Here is a 741-nt window from a genome sequence, read left to right as displayed (position 1 = left end):
CCCCCACACCAAACCCGTCGTGTTCTGGGAGGAGGTCCTCAGCGACATCCACCGCACCGACCCCGATGTGCTGTTCCTCGCGGAGGCTTTCACCCGCCCCGCGATGCTGCGCACGCTCGCGGCGATCGGCTTCCACCAGTCGTACACGTACTTCACCTGGCGCAACTCGAAGGACGAACTCACCGACTATCTGCGGGAGTTGTCCACCGATACGGCGCACTATCTGCGCCCCAACTTCTTCGTGAACACCCCGGACATCCTGCACGCCTACCTCCAGCACGGCGGGCGGCCCGCGTTCGAGGCGCGCGCGGTGCTCGCCGCGACGCTCTCGCCGACCTGGGGTGTCTACAGCGGTTTCGAGCTGTGCGAGAACGTGTCGGTGCGGCCCGGCAGCGAGGAGTATCTGAACTCGGAGAAGTACCAACTGCGGCCGCGCGACTGGGCGGCAGCCGAGCGCGAGGGGCGCAGCATCGCGCCGCTCATCACCACGCTCAACAGGATCCGCCGGGCCAACCCCGCCCTCGCCAGTCTGCGTGACCTGCACTTCCACGACACGGACAAGGACACGGTGATCGCCTACTCCAAGTCGGTTGCGAACAAGGGCAGTTCGAACACGGTTCTGGTGGTCGTGAACCTCGACCCCCACCACACCCAGGAAGCCACCGTCTCGTTGGACATGCCGCGGCTGGGGCTCGGCCCGCACGAGTCGGTTCCGGTGCGCGACGAGCTGACCGGCGAGAC

1 pseudogene is annotated in these 741 nt (G+C 66.9%); it reads left to right on the top strand.

From position 1 onward, the window contains the following. Window positions 1–741: pseudogene (locus tag STRAU_RS31540) on the top strand (alpha-1,4-glucan--maltose-1-phosphate maltosyltransferase); the annotation flags it as partial.

Origin of the sequence: Streptomyces aurantiacus JA 4570 (assembly GCF_000414115.1) — a bacterium.
Lineage (GTDB): Bacteria > Actinomycetota > Actinomycetes > Streptomycetales > Streptomycetaceae > Streptomyces > Streptomyces aurantiacus_A.
Note: the sequence above shows the minus strand (reverse complement) of the source record. Positions and strands in the feature narration are given on the sequence as shown.